The following is a 14,590-nucleotide window of genomic DNA, read 5'->3' as shown; positions in this document are numbered from 1 at the left end:
CAAGGAGGTTGAAGACATGAGACATAAAAAACTTTGGTACAAAGCCCCTGCTAAAGAATGGAATGAAGCATTGCCGATTGGGAACGGACGACTCGGTGGGATGGTATTTGGAACTGTTGAGACTGAAAAAATTCAATTAAATGAGGATTCTGTATGGTATGGCGGACCTCGAGATCGAAATAATCCAGATGCTTTATTGTATTTACCTGAGGTTAGAAAACTATTGTCAGATGGGAAACTTAAAGAAGCAGAAGATTTAGCAAAGCTTTCGTTTCCAGGCTTGCCATCGTCCCAGCGTCATTATGAACCATTAGGAGAATTATTCTTAACCTTGACAGATAGTGAAAATAATATCTCGGATTACCATAGAGAACTAGATATGAAAACCGGTATCGTTCGAGTAGAGTATACAATGAACAACATCGATTATAAGCGGGAAGTTTACACCAGTTATCCTGATCAAGTGATGGTTATAAGACTTACTTCTTCCGTAAAAGAATCCATTTCTTTTCAAACTTTTTATGATCGCGGTAAAACGAGAAATATCGATAGTTTGGAAGGGTTGTCTTCGGGTAAAATCGTAATGAGGGGAGTGACGGGTGGTCAAGGAGGGATTTCCTTTCAAAGTGTTGTGCAAGCAATTCCTGAGAATGGGACTGTAAAAGTCATTGGTAACAGACTTATTGTTGAAAATGCAGATGCAGTTACGTTGCTCTTAACAGCAGCAACATCTTATCGTTTTGAAAGTGTCGAGGCGCAGTGTGTCAACACTCTCCGACGTGCTTTAAATAAAAAATATGCTTCTTTATTGCAAACACATCTAGAAGATTACCAATCACTCTTTGACCGTGTTGATTTACGGATAGGTGAGGAAGAAAGTTTTCACCAATTAGCAACTGATGAAAGATTGGAACGTGTAAAAAATGGGGAAGAGGATGATGATTTAATCAACCTGTATTTTGATTTTGGCCGTTACTTATTAATATCATCTAGTCGCCCGAACTCACTACCAGCAACTCTCCAAGGGATTTGGAATGAGAAAATGATTCCACCTTGGGATAGTAAATACACGACAATGTAGAGATGAATTATTGGCCGGCAGAAGTTTGTCAGCTATCCGAGTGCCATAAACCCTTATTTAACCATATAGAGTCGATGAGAAAACCAGGAAGGGTTACCGCTAAAAAGATGTATGGCTGTCGCGGTTTTACAGCTCATCATAATACGGATATCTGGGGTGATACAGCCCCTCAGGATATTTATATGCCGGCTACCATATGGCCATTAGGGGCAGCGTGGATGAGTTTGCATTTATGGGAGCACTATGAATTTACAGAGGATATAGAATTTCTGGAAAACGCTTATGAAACACTTAAAGAAGCGTCATTGTTTTTTGTGGACTTTTTGGTCGAAAATAAAGATGGATTGCTTATAACGACTCCATCTGTTTCACCAGAAAATATGTATATACTGCCAAATGGTGAAAAAGGAACGCTCTGCGAAGCGCCATCAATGGATAGTCAAATTATTTACGCTTTATTCACAAGTTGCATAAAAGCGAGTGAGATCCTTGAAAAGGATAATGAATTTCAAAATGAATTGAGAAAATCACGAGAAAAACTTCCACCTTTTAAGATTGGCAAATACGGACAAATTCAAGAATGGTTAGAGGACTACGAAGAGGCAGATCCTGGACATCGGCATATATCTCACCTTTTTGCGTTGCACCCAGGAGATCAGATTACCCCTACGAAAACACCGGATTTGGCAGATGCTGCAAAAATAACGTTAGAAAGACGCCTATCACATGGTGGAGGCCATACAGGATGGAGCAGGGCTTGGATTATTAATATGTGGGCACGTTTAGGTGAAGGTGATTTAGCATACGAAAATATGATGGAGTTACTATCTTCTTCGACGCTACCGAATTTATTTGATAATCATCCTCCTTTCCAAATTGATGGAAATTTTGGAGGTGCAGCAGGAATTATAGAAACATTAATGCAAAGCCACGCTGGAGAAATACATCTTCTCCCGGGGTTACCAAAAAAATGGTCATCAGGAACAGTTAAAGGTTTACGAACAAAAGGGGCATTTGAAGTTGATATGGAATGGAGTAATCATACGCTTCTGCGTGGTAAGGTTCGTTCATTAAAAGGAAACAAATGCACTTTAAGAGTGAAGGGATCAATAAAAATAATCGATGAAAAAGGAGAAGTTAAAGTAGATAAACTAGAAAATAATGTTTACCAATTTCAAACAAAGATCGGGAAAGATTATATGATATTGCATGAATAGCTTAAAAGGCAGTAGCTAGTTCATATCTTAAAGTGACTGACCAGTTATTTTCGCTAACCTCTCTCTTTTCTAACCTATCGGTTGCCATTTTCTAAAGCCCTTGTTATAATCGAACTATAACGAACAAAAACAAACTAAAACAATCAGTTTAGAATCAATTATCGATTATTTTTTGAGAGGAGAATGTTAAATGGAAATTAGACATGCAACAAATCCGGAAGATTTCAAGCAGTATACGACGGATAAAATTAAAAAAGAATTCATGATAGAGTCTCTGTTTCAAACGGGGGAACTCAACATGGTTTATTCTCATTATGATCGTGTAGTAGTAGGAGGGGTTATTCCTACCAATAAAACTCTAAAGTTAGATGCGGGGGATGCTCTTCGGACGGAGTATTTTTTAGAACGCCGTGAAATTGGTATCGTTAACATTGGACCAAAAGGGAAAGTTGTTGTTGATGGTGAGGAATTTGAATTAAACAAACGTGATTGTCTTTATATAGGTTTAGGAAAAAAGGATGTTACATTCCACAGTGAGGATCCTTCAAATCCTGCAAGGCTATATTTTGTTTCAGCTAATGCGCATAAGGAATATCCAACGAAGAAACTTCCGATTAGTGATGCAGCACCTACCAAGCTCGGATCAGATGCAGAATCTAACAATCGTACAATCTATAAATATATTCATGGTGAAGGAATTCAAAGCTGTCAGTTAATGATGGGAATGACGTTACTAGAGCCTAATAACATGTGGAATACAATGCCTGCCCATGTTCATGACCGCAGAGCAGAAGTATATCTCTATTTTGATATGGAAGAAGAATCGCGAGTGTTCCATTTTATGGGCAGACCCGATGAAACTCGTCATTTATTAGTGAAAAATGAACAAGCAATCTTATCACCACCGTGGTCCATTCATTCAGGTGTTGGAACAAATAACTATACATTTATTTGGGCGATGGCCGGAGAAAATTATACGTTTAAGGACATGGATTTTGTTCCAATGGATGATTTAAAATAATCAATTAATTACATTTGTCGTACCTGTTTATAAATTCATGCAGGTGCGATTTCTTTCTATTTAGTAGGAAAAATCTAAATTAATAGATTACTTCTATTAAAATGTAAGCGTTCCATGTTAAAATAAACAAAAACACGAAAAAGAGGTTGATTATGGCTAATCTAGTAGAACAACTACAAGCTAAAAAGATTGTTGCAATTATTCGAGGGATTTCATATGAGCAAGGAGACCCAACGGCTCAGGCGCTTTTAGATGGAGGGGTTCATTTTCTTGAAGTAACCTTGAACACAGATGGTGCTTTGAAAATGATCAGTGAAATGAATGAGAAGTATGGAGATAAGTTAAGTATAGGTGCCGGGACTGTGTTAAACCTGGATATGGCTAAAGATGCCGTAGCGGCAGGTTCAAAGTATATTGTTTCTCCTAATTTAGATGAAGCAGTTATCGATTACGGGGTGTCAAAAGGTATCGAAGTTTGGCCGGGAACGTTGACACCGACGGAAATTGTTCGCGCATATGAGATGGGAGCATCAGCAGTTAAGGTCTTTCCAATTGGTTCAATGGGAGATGACTACTTGAAAAATATTCGGGGCCCTCTTCCCCATATACCAATGATGGTAACTGGTGGTATAACCATTGATAACATGAATCACTATTTTTCTCAGGGAGCAATTGCAGCTGGCCTAGGAGGGAACCTCGTAAATAAATCGCTTATTCAACAAGGCAAGTATGAGGAAATCATTAAACTAGCAAAACAATATATCGATAAAGCGCAGGAGGGGTAACCCATATGGCAAATGGAAATCAAGTAGATGTTGTTACGATTGGCGAAAGCATGGTCTTGTTTCAGCCGATGCCAGAGGGGACAATTACTTATGCGCCTTTATATGCGAAGTCAGTCGGAGGAGCAGAATCCAATGTAGCTTTAGCTTTGTCCCGACTTGGCAAAAGAACCCGTTGGATAAGCCGGTTAGGAAATGATCCTTTTGCTGATATTATTTTGTCTACACTAGCTGGTGAAGGGGTCGATATTTCTCAAGTAATTAAGGATCCGGAAAACCAGACGGCTGTTTTTTTCAAAGAGTCAAAAGGTTATGGAGATCCAAACGTATATTATTATCGTAAAAATTCAGCCGCAAGTATGTTATCAAAACAAGATATTGCCGAAACTTGGTTTGAAGGTGCTAAGCATTTACACGTAACTGGAATTACTCCGGCTTTAGGGGAATACACTACAGAGATGATCAAGGAATCGATGAAGCAAGCGAAAGCCAGTGGTTTAACGGTTTCGTTTGATCCTAATCTTCGGAAAAAGCTATGGAGTGAAGAAAAAGCAAAAGAAACGCTGCTCTCACTCATTCCTTTATGTGATATTTTCATGCCAGGGTTGGATGAAGCGGAGTTCCTTTTAGGGGAAAAACAAGAAGCGGATTATTTACATTTATTCCAGCAAATGGGGCCGAAAGTGGTCGTCTTAAAACTAGGTACACGAGGTTCTCTGATTCAATATGGACAGGAACAAAAAAAGGAAGAGGTTTATAAAATAGATCATATAGTAGATACCGTAGGAGCAGGAGATGCTTTTGCTGCTGGTTTATTATCCGTCATCCTGGATTCAGAAACTCCGCTTGCGGATGAATCTTTAAACAAGAGTGTGCCGAAAGCGATCAAACGAGCAAATCTTATGGGAGCATTGGCAACTCAATTTAAAGGTGATTGGGAAGGTTCGCCTACACTTGCAGAAGTCGAGAGTCTAGCCGAGGGGAAACAACATACAACTAGATAGGTAGCAAAACCACTTCCCTCTTTAAAAGTTTAAATTCCAATAGTATCTCAGAATCTTACTACTTAAAAAATAGTGAAGGATTACAAAGGAGAGAAATATGTATGTCAGTTGGTGTTCTTGCACATTTATTTGGAAAATTACCTTATAAGGAACTAGCATCGAATATAGGTGAATATGGCTTTGATCATGTTCAATTAGCGCTTTGGAAGGGGATAGATGATTATGATTTCTCTAAACCTGGTTTATTAACACCTAATTTCGCACAAAAAATAGGAGATGCTTTTAATAAAAATGGCGTGTCTATTTCGGTTTTAGCTTGCTATTTACACTTATTTGAAAGAGATGAAAAGGTTAGAAGAGAAAATTTGGAAAGATTCAAAGAACTTATCCGACATGCAAAATTCATGGGTGCTCCAATGGTAGCAGCGGAAGTTGGAAAACCAGATGGCAAAGTAGAAGCAAGCGATTGGAAAACCTTAGTGCAATCTATTGAAGAACTCACTGAGGAAGCGGAGAAGTGGGGAGTCTATCTCGGAATAGAAGCTGCGAATGGTCATTTAATTGGTACAGCTCCAGAATTAAAACAGCTTTTGGATGAGGTTCCTTCTTCAAATATTGGAGTCGTATTAGATCCGGGAAATTTAATGGATGAACAGAATTTTAATCATCAAGACCAAGTAATAGAGGAAGCTTTCTCATTACTCGGTAACCGTATTATAGCCGCTCACGCAAAAGATAGAAAATGGAATGGAAAAACTCTCGATGTGTTACCTGCCGGTCAAGGTACAATGAATTACGAAAAATACCTGCAATTATTAGAGCAATACAAGCCATTTGCACCAATTATTATGGAAGAATGTAAAAAAGAAGAGTTATTGGACTCTAAAACATTTATTGAAAACATTCAATATAAGCTTCGTAACTAGGACAATGTTCATTGTGAGTTGTGTGAAATAGAATAGTCAGTTTAAGACCCCACGGAACAGATTTCCGAAAGAGCGCTGAAGAGGTGTCCGCGGAAAGCATTCATCTGGAGTGAATTAATTAAGCGTGAACAACCTTCTGATAAGCAACACTTGTATCTGCGGGGTCTGTAGCTGCTGAGCGATTACTCATCTACTCCTAAAAATAACAACGTTGTTATTTTTAGACATCTTTTAGAAACATAGTCTTTTAAAAAAGATGATTTTTAAAAGATAATTTATAAATTGACAGCTATCTTTACGCCACAAGTGTCAAGAGAAACCAGACTCATTTCGGGTAGCACCTACACGCAAAACGTAGGTGCTACCCGCGGCGGCGGAAGCTGACGCTGTATGTAATAAAAGACGCTACGCGTTTTTCTTAGATAAAAGGAGGAGTTACAATGGAACGATTAAACGCCGCTATGTCGAGAAAAGAAATATCTGAGGACGTTATTGATGAGAGAATAGCAAATTTACCTGAAAAAGCAATACAATTTGGTGGGGGGAATTTCCTTCGCGGGTATTTGGACTGGATGATCCATCAACTGAACAAACAAGGTCTTTTCAACGGGTCTGTAGCAATTATACAGCCGAATTCCGTCGGTGGAACTATGGAGAAATTAAAAGAACAAGATGCATTATACACGGTTATATTAAAAGGTAGAAAAGACGGAGAAATTGTTAATCAAAGTGAGATTATCTCATCTGTATCACGCATATTAAATGCAAAAAATGAGTGGAATAATATCCTTGAGATAGCTGCCTCTTCTGAGCTTTCGTTCATTTTCTCTAATACAACCGAAGCTGGAATTACGTATAGTGAAGAAGCTTATCCATCCCTTAATGAGGTGCCAGAATCCTTTCCCGGGAAATTAACTGTGTTCTTATATGAACGCTATCAAAAAATACAAGACAGAAAAACTAGCGGGTTAACGATTATTCCGTGCGAATTAATTGAAGAAAACGGTACAAGGCTGAAGGAAATTGTGTTGAGAAAAGCAAGTGACTGGAATTTATCAGATGATTTTAAAAGTTGGGTAGAACAGAATAATCAATTTTGCGATACATTAGTAGATCGGATCGTAACTGGCTATCCAAAGGATTCCATTAAAGAATATGAGAATTCACTTGGCTATAGCGATCTTGCATTAACGGTTGGAGAACCTTATCATATGTTAGCGATTGATGGAAATAACACTGTAAAAGAGGCGTTGCCCTTGCATCAAGCCGGGATAAATGTAAATTGGGGAGATATTACACCTTATAGAGAATTAAAGGTTAGACTATTAAACGGACCACATACGATGATGTTTTCAGTTGGTTATCTTTATGGAATTGATACGGTTTTGGGGGTAATGGAAGATAACCATTTAAGTGAGTTTGTTCAATCAGGATTCGATGAAATTCTTCCAACAGTTGATATGCCGAAAGAAGAAAAAACAAAGTTTGTAGAAGAGGTCAAGGAGCGTTTTCTTAACCCTTTTAATAAGCATTATTTAACCGACATAGGTTTGAATGCTTTTTACAAGTTTAATTCTCGATTAATTCCAACCCTAAAAAAGTACACAGAGCAGTATGACGAACTGCCAAAAACAATTGTATTTTCGTTAGCAGCATTAATTGCTTATTATCGTCCTGAAAAACAAGAAGAAGATAGTTTTTATGGACAACGAAACGAACAGCTGTATCCGCTTAATGAAAAAGAGGAAGTACTATTATCCTTAGAAAACTGGTGGATAAAAGTCAAAAATGAAGAGATTACATTACTCGAACTTATTAACAATGTTTTAAGATATGAGCTCATTTGGGGAGAAGATCTTACGAAAATAGAGGGGCTTACTCAACTGACAGAAGATTATTTAAAGCAAATTCAAAACAAAGGGATGTCCTCTTCTGTGAAAGAATTACTCGCTGAGAAGGGGAATGAGGTAAATTAAATATCCCTAAAAAATAACTAGTATTACAGCTCTATTAGATTACCAAAATATGATACAATAAACCCAACTTATAGAGCTAGGGTGAAGAACATGAAAAAACTGATGATAATATTAATATTTGCTGGCAGCGCCTTCTTACTGAGCGCATGTGGAAATGAAGAAGAAGAATTTACTGTTTTGTTTTTTACGGAAGAGTTGAACGAAAAGATTGATGAAGAAGAAATCGAAAAACAGATTCTAGAACGGATGCCAGAGATCGATGAGGAAAATTTCTCAATAGTTTTTCAAGTTCCTATGCTGGAAAAATTATTTATGGAAATTGCGGCACACCAAGGTGTTCTTCTAATAGTTGATGAACATTTATTAGATGCTACTGCTAATCCCGATGGAATACTTCAGTTAGATAACATTGCTCCTATTTCAATTAAGGGCTCCATGAAAGAACCTTATCTGCAAAGGAATCCAGAAACTGGAGAAGAGGAACTGTATGTATTACCGATAAATAATGATACAACTGTTATTCAAGAACTAGGATTGGAATTAGAGCATCAAGTAGGCGGATTCATTCCAGTCTATGTAGATAATGAAGAACTGTCAAAGGAAGTCTTGGAGTTTTTGGTTAAACAGGATTGATTAGTTGAAAAAATGTCGAAGGGATTGAAAAATTGAGTATAACTTTTCAGTCCCTTTATCTGTGTTAAATATAATCGCAACCTGGAGTGAAAAAGATCATGGATAAAGTAAATCTATTTTTGAATGAGAGAATGGCGATAGTGACTCCTATCGTTTTATTTGTTGGTATCTCAGCCTCTTCATGGATTGGAAATTGGACATTCATTGTTCCCTGGTTATTCATGATCATTACGTTTGCGAGCAGCACAAAGATCGCGCCGATGGAACTGGTTAGAACCATAAGGTCTCCATTGCCAATCATCCTTTGTATTATTGCACTACAAATCATTGTTCCTTTATTAGCATATGGTATTGGAAGTTTATTTTTTTCTGATGATCCGATGACGCTGGTTGGAATTGTGTTAGCTTTTATCATTCCTACAGCAATCGCAAGTTTACTTTGGGTATCCATCTATAAAGGTGATACATCCTTAGCTTTAACGATTGTATTTATCAATACGTTAGCAGCGCCAATATTTATTCCAATAACGTTATACCTTCTATTTCAAACTTCCGTATCATTTGATATACCGGCCTTAGTATGGGGGCTCATCCAAATGATTGTCATTCCTTCTATTTTAGGTATTCTTGTAAATCATTTTACAGGAAAAGAATTTGTAAATTATCAAATTTCTCTTGATCTCATTGCGAAGTTTTGTTTGTTAACTGTGATTTTAATTAATGGGTCAGTAGTAGCTCCTTATTTTATTCCTTTACAAAGTAATGTGGTGATCATTACTGGATTGATTTTTTTGATATCTGTTATTGCTTATATGATAGGTTTTGTTCTGGCGAAATTGTTTAAATTTAGTTTTCAAAAGTTAATCGCTGTGATGTTTTGTACAGGGATGCGTAACATTGGAGTTGGATCTGCGCTTGCAGTAGTATATTTCCCTGCAGCTGTCGCTCTACCAGTTGTTATTGGAACACTGTTTCAGCAATTATTAGCTTCATTTATGGGGAAGGCTCTGATAAAGTTCAGTGTTGAGAATAAGATAGATTCAAAAAAACAATAAAATGATTTGGTTTACAATAAAATAAGGAGAAGGTCTTGGCTTGATAAATATAGTTTGCTAAATTAGATGTATAAGAATAATAGCTATTCCTCTTTGAAATTTTTCATTGAAAGTTAGTTGACAGCTGTCTTTACGCCACATGCATCAAGGGAAGTTCGTCCTTGATGCTTAAATGATGGTGGCTTTAAAGATCACGCTGAATTTAACAAAAGATGCTACGCGTTTTTTGTTAAATGAAATCGCTTACTAAGGACGGGGTGATCAGATGTGGAAAGGTCAATACTATAGATTAACAGAACATACAGTAATCGATCCACCACGAGAATATTCTAAAGCTGTACAACACGGATTAGATATATTTTGCCGAGATATGACAATTGTCTTTGGAAAAGAACCTAAGATTCATGATACGTCTTCAGGGAGTATTCTTCGTCTTACATATGCAGCTAAAGAAGAATCACTAGGACGGCCGGAAAGCTATCAAATTAAATTTTACGAGGATGTTGATCAGCAGTTAGTCATGGAAATTTCGGGTGAAGATGATCTAGGAATAATTTATGGGTTACTTTATCTTGTGAGACATATTTAGGAATCGATCCCTTTTGGTATTGGGCAGACCTTCCCATTACGAAGCATAACTATGTTGACATTCCAATGGAGCATTATAGTTCTCCTGAATCTATAGTGAAGTTCAGGGGCTGGTTTGTGAATGATGAAGTCTGCTTAATAGGTTGGAAAGAAGAGTATCCTCCCACGAAAGAAGTATGGCAGCCTGTTTTCGAAACACTCTTAAGGTGTGGAGGGAATATAGTGATTCCTGGTACGGACTTGCCTAAAACAGGGATTCATCAAGAGCTGGCGGTTGAAATGGGGTTATGGGTTACCCATCACCATGCAGAACCTTTAGGAGCAGAAATGTTTTTAAGGGCTTATCCGAATGAAACAGCTAGCTACAAAGAAAATGCAGCTCTTTTTGAAAAATTATGGATCGATGCGATTAACAAGCAAAAGAATGACAAAATTATCTGGACGCTGTCTTTTAGAGGACAGGGAGATACACCATTCTGGAGTACAGATCCAAGTTTTGATACGCCTCAAAAAAGAGGGAAACTGATTTCAGAAGTGGTTCATCGACAGTTCGAATTAATTAAAGAAAGGGTTAATAATCCTGTATGTTGTATGGCTTTATATGGTGAAATTTCAGAGCTTTATAAAGGTGGTTATATTAACGTACCTGAAGATGTCATTAAAGTCTGGGCGGATAATGGGTATGGAAAAATGGTTTCCAGACGGCAAGAAAATGAAAATCTAAGAATTTCCTCATTACCTATGGATAATGACACTTCTCCTCAAGGGATTTATTATCACGTTACATTTCATGATTTGCAAGCATCCAACCATTTAACGATGACCCCGTTACCGATAGGTATTCTCACGAATGAACTTGAAAATGTTCTGGAGACAGGCGGAAAAGATTTGTGGTTAATAAATAGCGGTAATATACGTCAACATTTATACCCACTCGATCTGATAAAGGAAATGTGGAAGAAGGGGAAAATAAACTCGAGTGACCATCGTGGTGAATTTTTAAAACGAACGTATGCTTCTGATTCTAAGAAACTCTCATTACTCTATGAAAAATACAGTGAAGCAACCTTGTATTTCGGGAATCATGAAGATGAAAAGGCAGGGGAACAATTCTATCATCATCCAGCAAGAAGAATAATTAGTCACTGGTTAAGCGGTGAAACCGATACTGCAATGAAATCTCTAAAATGGGCAACTGGTGAAATGTCATTTGAAGAGCAAATCACATGGTTTAAAGACAGACTAACTGTTGGTTTAACGGACTTGCAATTGTTAAGAGAACAAGCAAACGAAATAATGGATACATTATCAGAAGAAAATAAACAAAGATTCCATGACCAGTTGATGGTATCGATCATACTCCATGAATCAGGATGCAGAGGATTTTTATTGTTACTGAAAGGATAGGTTCACAGCTATTCAGGAAAATATCCCGAAGCTTTTGTTTATGTAACAGAGGCACATCGAGCTTACAAAGAAAGTTTACTTGCTTTGCATCAATCAGAACACGGCAAGTGGCGAGATTTTTATCGTGCTGATTGGCTCACGAATATTGCTAGTACGATAGATAATGTTAATACCGTTCGAAAGTTCTTGCGAATGCATGGAGACAGTCCAGACTTTTTTCAATGGTATAAAGCATTTATAATGCCTGAGACTGAGAAACATATTTATTTAGAAAATACGCATCGTAGAGTCAGGTCAGATGATGAACTTTCCGATCTGCTTAAAGAAGAATTTTTGAAAGATGGCAGAATAAAGCTTATCTAGTTTTATTCTACTTGGTATTAACAACGTTGTTAATTAAGTGTGCTCAAAATAAATTCAGGAGGAATGAAGATGAATAGAATAGCAGTTTGTGGGTTAAGTAACCGTTCAATGGGGATGTTTATCGAGCCCTGTGTAAAAAAGTACAGTTTAGAAAATAAAGTCGTTGGTTTATTGGATATGGATGAAAAAAGGGTGGCGATCACAAAGAGACGCATTCCAGAATTGGCTGATGTCGCATCTTATAACCCAGACCAATTTCATCAAATGATCGATGAGACAGAGGCTAACACAATCATTGTTACTGGTCGCGATGATACGCATATTTTCTATATTTTAGAAGGACTGAAGCGTGATTTGACAGTTATCACGGAAAAACCAATGGTTACTACTGCCTCTGATGCAGCGAAGGTCGTCGAAGCTGAAAAAAATAGTGACGGAAAGGTTATTGTCGCATTTAATTATCGCTACAATGCCTTTCACAGAAAAATAAAAGAAATTATTTTGGAAGGTAAAATTGGCAGAGTCACATCGATTGATCTAAATTGGTACATCGATACGTATCATGGCGCAAGTTATTTTAAACGATGGAATCGAATGAGGGAATTTTCCGGTGGATTATCGATTCACAAATCTACGCATCATTTTGATTTGATTAATTGGTGGGTGGATCAAAACCCGGAGCAAGTGTTTGCATTTGGCGCCTTGAATTACTACGGTCCTGAAAGCGAGCATAATCCTAGTAAACAAAACGGGAGACATTGTGTGACCTGTAGTGAGCAACTTGATTGTGATTATTATTCACGTTGGTTTAGTCGTACGAGTGGAACGACGACTGCAAAAGATGATCATCTTCAAGGAAACAGTTTTGAAGGGGCTTATAATGATTACACAAACTATAGACCGGATCAATGTATTTTTGATGAGGAAATAAAGATTGAGGATACGTATACTGCTACTGTGAAATATGATAAAGGAGCTTTATTGAGCTACTCGATTAACTTTTCTTTGCCATATGAAGGCTACCGGTTAGCCATTAACGGAACAAAGGGGAGAATAGAAACAACAGAATTTCATGAGCCGAGCCGGGTTACATTTCCAATTCCTGAACAGACGATTGACTATTTCCCTTTGTTTGGCGGTAAAGAAACGATTAATGTTGTGCAAACAGAAGGAACCCATGGTGGTGGTGATCCTTTAATCCAAGAAGATATTTTTCTTGGCGAAAACCCCAAAAGAGATTTTGATATTTTAGCAGGGGCGGAAGCCGGAGTTTGGTCGATTGCAACAGGTGAAGCTGTTTGGAAGTCTGCAAAAGAAAATAGACCTTACAATATAAAAGAACTTGTCCCACAGATGTATGAATGAATTTAACGAATGGAGCTGAAACGAGTTGAACGATTATTTTCATCAGATTTTTAAACTGAATTGTGATAATAAGCACGTCCAATCAATAGTAGATGGTACTTCGATAGATTTTAAGAAGGGATGGATCGAGAGAAAATCGCCTAAAAACGATGATGAAACGGAGCCGTACTTTCCTGGGGAATACGCATCAAAGCCTCAATCTTCCTTTTGCATGAAAGTGCCTAACGGTAACTACCTTGTCACAATGACACTTTCTTCCGATTCATGTGATTCTATGACGACAGTTAAAGCAAATAATGGTCACATAGTATTGAAAGATGTTCATGTAAAAAAGCGGGGAACAAGAAAATTAAGTTTTACTTCCCGTGTGGACGACTACCTGCTAAAACTAGCTTTATTACCAGAGATTAAAGGAGACCTGTCGGTTGAAGTAGAATTGGTTTCTTCTATGCCGACAATATTTTTGGCAGGAGATTCAACGATGACAGATAATTCTTCTTCTATGTATCCTTTTACAGGCTGGGGACAAATGTTTTCTTTATTTTTATCCAATCAAATTGCTGTAGCAAATCACGCAAAATCAGGAAGGAGCTCAAGAAGTTTTATTGAGGAAGGACGCTTAGACAAGATTTGGAAAGACACAAAGCGTGGAGACATCTTAATGATACAATTTAGTCATAATGATGAGAAGCCGGATGAGAGAGGTACGGATCCGAAAACCACTTTTCCTGCTTATTTAATGGAATATATCGTAGGAGCTAGGGAAAGGGGTGTCACTCCCGTTTTAATTACGCCTATGCATAGGCGTTTCTTCGATGAAGGTGGCATAGTAAAGGATACTCATGGACCCTATATCAAAGCAATTGAAAAATTAAGTATAGAGGAAAGTGTACCTCTTATTCCACTTGATCGAAAAAGCAAAGAGCTTTATGGGAAATTAGGTGTGGGAGGATCGAAAAAATTGTTTATGTGGCTTCAAGAAAATGAATACCCGAATTTTGCAGAAGCTCTAGAGGATAATACGCATTTCAACGTAGAAGGAGCAGTGGAAATAGCTTGTCTCGTTGCTGAAAGTATACAGGAAGAAAATATTCAGTCGTTAATAAAATACTTGAAACTAAAGGAATTTCAAACAGAAGAACCACCACTATAATTTGAAAGGGTGATCTATT

Annotated in this window: 13 protein-coding genes and 1 pseudogene; all 14 read left to right on the top strand. The window is 37.5% G+C overall.

Annotation, left to right across the window (positions count from 1 at the left end):
• Positions 1 to 16: 16 nt before the first annotated feature.
• Positions 17 to 1,941 (top strand): annotated as a pseudogene (locus tag ACHABW_RS17370) (glycoside hydrolase family 95 protein); the annotation flags it as partial.
• A 60-nt stretch (positions 1,942 to 2,001) separates the two neighbouring features.
• Positions 2,002 to 2,298, top strand: coding sequence for a glycoside hydrolase family 95-like protein (locus ACHABW_RS17365; protein ID WP_435757085.1), 297 nt, complete (start codon positions 2,002 to 2,004; stop codon positions 2,296 to 2,298).
• A gap of 190 nt (positions 2,299 to 2,488) precedes the next feature.
• The gene (kduI, locus tag ACHABW_RS17360) at positions 2,489 to 3,319 is read left to right on the top strand and encodes a 5-dehydro-4-deoxy-D-glucuronate isomerase (RefSeq protein ID WP_435757043.1); all 831 of its coding nucleotides are present in this window, start codon (positions 2,489 to 2,491) and stop codon (positions 3,317 to 3,319) included.
• Positions 3,320 to 3,471: 152 nt separating this feature from the next.
• Complete coding sequence (locus ACHABW_RS17355; protein WP_435757041.1) at positions 3,472 to 4,104, top strand: bifunctional 4-hydroxy-2-oxoglutarate aldolase/2-dehydro-3-deoxy-phosphogluconate aldolase; 633 nt, start codon at positions 3,472 to 3,474, stop codon at positions 4,102 to 4,104.
• Positions 4,105 to 4,109: 5 nt separating this feature from the next.
• Positions 4,110 to 5,105: a sugar kinase gene (locus ACHABW_RS17350; protein ID WP_110934697.1), complete on the top strand. Its 996-nt coding sequence runs from the start codon at positions 4,110 to 4,112 to the stop codon at positions 5,103 to 5,105.
• A gap of 101 nt (positions 5,106 to 5,206) precedes the next feature.
• Entirely contained in the window at positions 5,207 to 6,031 is an 825-nt protein-coding gene (locus ACHABW_RS17345; protein ID WP_435757039.1) for a sugar phosphate isomerase/epimerase family protein, read from the top strand.
• A gap of 440 nt (positions 6,032 to 6,471) precedes the next feature.
• Positions 6,472 to 8,007, top strand: coding sequence for a tagaturonate reductase (locus ACHABW_RS17340; RefSeq protein ID WP_435757037.1), 1,536 nt, complete (start codon positions 6,472 to 6,474; stop codon positions 8,005 to 8,007).
• A 90-nt stretch (positions 8,008 to 8,097) separates the two neighbouring features.
• A complete protein-coding gene (locus ACHABW_RS17335) occupies positions 8,098 to 8,640 on the top strand; it encodes a hypothetical protein (RefSeq protein WP_435757035.1) in 543 nt (180 codons plus the stop codon).
• Positions 8,641 to 8,738: 98 nt separating this feature from the next.
• Positions 8,739 to 9,695: a bile acid:sodium symporter family protein gene (locus tag ACHABW_RS17330; RefSeq protein WP_435757033.1), complete on the top strand. Its 957-nt coding sequence runs from the start codon at positions 8,739 to 8,741 to the stop codon at positions 9,693 to 9,695.
• A 265-nt stretch (positions 9,696 to 9,960) separates the two neighbouring features.
• Positions 9,961 to 10,284 (top strand): hypothetical protein, encoded by a 324-nt coding sequence (locus ACHABW_RS17325; protein ID WP_435757031.1) that lies wholly within the window; start codon positions 9,961 to 9,963, stop codon positions 10,282 to 10,284.
• A 116-nt stretch (positions 10,285 to 10,400) separates the two neighbouring features.
• Positions 10,401 to 11,690 carry a glycosyl hydrolase 115 family protein gene (locus ACHABW_RS17320; RefSeq protein ID WP_435757029.1) on the top strand — a complete coding sequence of 430 codons (1,290 nt, stop codon included), beginning with the start codon at positions 10,401 to 10,403 and terminating at the stop codon, positions 11,688 to 11,690.
• A gap of 84 nt (positions 11,691 to 11,774) precedes the next feature.
• Positions 11,775 to 12,053: a hypothetical protein gene (locus ACHABW_RS17315; protein WP_435757027.1), complete on the top strand. Its 279-nt coding sequence runs from the start codon at positions 11,775 to 11,777 to the stop codon at positions 12,051 to 12,053.
• Between the two features lie 69 nt (positions 12,054 to 12,122).
• Positions 12,123 to 13,418: a Gfo/Idh/MocA family protein gene (locus ACHABW_RS17310; RefSeq protein ID WP_435757025.1), complete on the top strand. Its 1,296-nt coding sequence runs from the start codon at positions 12,123 to 12,125 to the stop codon at positions 13,416 to 13,418.
• 25 nt (positions 13,419 to 13,443) lie between these two features.
• Positions 13,444 to 14,571, top strand: a complete 1,128-nt coding sequence (locus tag ACHABW_RS17305; protein ID WP_435757023.1) for an SGNH/GDSL hydrolase family protein — start codon at positions 13,444 to 13,446, stop codon at positions 14,569 to 14,571.
• The last annotated feature ends 19 nt before the right edge of the window (positions 14,572 to 14,590 follow it).

The organism is Salipaludibacillus sp. CF4.18 (assembly GCF_051262595.1).
In the GTDB taxonomy this organism is placed as follows: domain Bacteria; phylum Bacillota; class Bacilli; order Bacillales; family Salisediminibacteriaceae; genus Salipaludibacillus; species Salipaludibacillus neizhouensis.
Note: the sequence above shows the minus strand (reverse complement) of the source record. Positions and strands in the feature narration are given on the sequence as shown.